The sequence below is a fragment of the Polaromonas sp. P1_E3 genome (assembly GCF_056405935.1).
Window position 1 is genome coordinate 1 of the sequence record NZ_JBFUBD010000398.1, and the last position, 2,404, is coordinate 2,404.

The 2,404-nt window shown below is 62.7% G+C and carries 1 protein-coding gene; it reads left to right on the plus strand.

Annotated elements, in window-relative coordinates; genetic code table 11:
* On the plus strand, positions 1-2,404 hold a 2,404-nt coding region (gene alaS, locus AC1D0Z_RS19745), incomplete at both ends, for an alanine--tRNA ligase (protein ID WP_477659875.1).

Genomic DNA, 2,404 nt, shown 5'->3' on the forward strand with positions numbered 1-2,404 from the left:
CCCCCACGTCAGCTTCAACACCTGTATTCACCGTCTCGGACATTCGCAAGACATTTCTTGATTTCTTCGCGTCTAAAGGCCATACCGTGGTGCCCTCCAGCTCGCTGGTGCCGGGCAATGACCCGACGCTGATGTTCACCAACTCGGGCATGGTGCAGTTCAAGGATGTGTTCCTGGGCACCGACAAGCGCCCCTACGTGCGTGCAGCGTCGGTACAGGCCTGCCTGCGCGCCGGCGGCAAGCACAACGACCTGGAGAACGTGGGCTACACCGCGCGCCACCACACCTTTTTCGAGATGCTGGGCAACTGGAGCTTCGGAGACTATTTCAAGCGTGAGTCGCTCAAGTGGGCCTGGGAATTGTTGACCGAGGTCTACAAGTTGCCGCCAGAGCGCCTGCTGGCCACGGTGTACGAAGAAGATGACGAGGCCTATGACATCTGGACCAAGGAGATCGGCCTGCCGCCCGAGCGCGTGATCCGCATCGGCGACAACAAGGGCGGCCGCTACAAGTCCGACAACTTCTGGATGATGGCCGACACCGGCCCCTGCGGCCCGTGCAGCGAAATCTTCTACGACCACGGCGACCACATCCCCGGCGGCCCGCCCGGCAGCCCCGATGAAGACGGTGACCGCTTCATCGAAATCTGGAACAACGTGTTCATGCAGTTCGACATGGCCGCCGACGGCAGCGTCACCAAGCTGCCCGCGCCCTGCGTGGACACCGGCATGGGCCTGGAGCGCCTGGCCGCCATCCTGCAGCATGTGCACAGCAACTACGAAATCGACATCTTCGCCGAGCTGATCAAGGCGGCGTCGCGCGAAACCGGCGAAAAAGACCTGGGCAACAAGAGCCTGTTTGTCATTGCCGACCACATCCGCGCTACCGCATTTTTAGTGAGCGACGGCGTCAACCCGTCCAATGAAGGCCGCGGTTATGTGCAGCGCCGCATCATCCGCCGCGCGATTCGCCACGGCTACAAGCTCGGCAAGAAAACACCTTTCTTCCACAAGCTTGTGGCTGACCTGGCCAGGCTGATGGGCGATGCCTATCCCAAGCTCAAGGCCGACGAAGCCCGCATCACGTCCGTGCTGAAAGCCGAAGAAGAGCGCTTCTTCGAAACGCTCGAAATCGGCATGACCATTCTGGACACCGCCCTGGCCGGTGGTGCCAAGGTACTCCCGGGCGAGGTCGCCTTCAAGCTGCACGACACCTACGGCTTCCCGCTGGACTTGTCGGCTGACGTGTGCCGCGAGCGCGGTGTGGAAGTGGATGAGGCCGGCTTCAAGGCGGCCATGGACAAGCAGAAGAACCAGGCACGCGCTGCCGGCAAGTTCAAGATGGACCGTGCGCTGGAGTATTCCGGCGAAGGCCACGCCTTTACCGGCTACGAGTTGCTGGAAGAGCCCGCCAAAGTCGTCGCGCTGTATGCCGACGGTGTGGCCGTGCAGGCGCTCGATGCAGGCCAAAGCGGCGTGGTCGTGCTGAGCACGACACCGTTCTACGCCGAAAGCGGCGGCCAGGTCGGGGACCAGGGCCGGCTCACGGCCGCGGGTTCCACTTTCACGGTGGACGACACGCTCAAGATCAAGGCCGACGTGTTCGGCCACCACGGCACGCAGGAAGAGGGCACGCTGAAAGTCGGCGACACCGTGACCGCGCAGGTCAACACCGCGCTGCGCGCCGCCACGGTGCGCAACCACAGCGCCACCCACCTGATGCACAAGGCCTTGCGTGAAGTGCTGGGCGATCATGTGCAGCAAAAGGGTTCGCTCGTGAACGCTGAACGCACACGCTTTGACTTTGCGCACAACGCGCCCGTCACCGACGCGCAGATCCGCGAGATCGAGGCACGCGTCAACGCTGAAATTTTGTCCAACGTGGCAACCGATGCCAGCGTGATGGCCATGGAAGATGCGCAGAAATCCGGCGCGATGATGCTCTTCGGCGAAAAGTACGGTGAGACCGTGCGTGTGCTGACGATCGGCTCCAGCAAGGAGCTCTGCGGTGGTGTTCACGTCAAACGCACCGGTGATATCGGCCTCTTCAAGATCGTGGCTGAAAGCGGCGTGGCCGCCGGTGTGCGGCGCGTGGAGGCCGTGACCGGTGAAWACGCGCTGGCCTACTTGCAGTCGCTTGAGTCCACGGTGGAAGCCGCAGCCGGCTCGCTCAAGGCCAGCCCTTCGGAGCTGCAGGGCCGCATCAGCCAGGTGCTGGACCAGGTCAAGTCGCTGGAGAAAGAAATCGCCGCGCTCAAGGGCAAGCTGGCTTCGTCACAGGGCGATGAGCTGGTCACGCAGGCTGTTGACGTCAAGGGCCTCAAGGTACTGGCCGCGAAGCTCGAAGGCGCCGACGCCAAGACGCTGCGCGACACCATGGACAAGCTGAAAGACAAGCTGAAGAC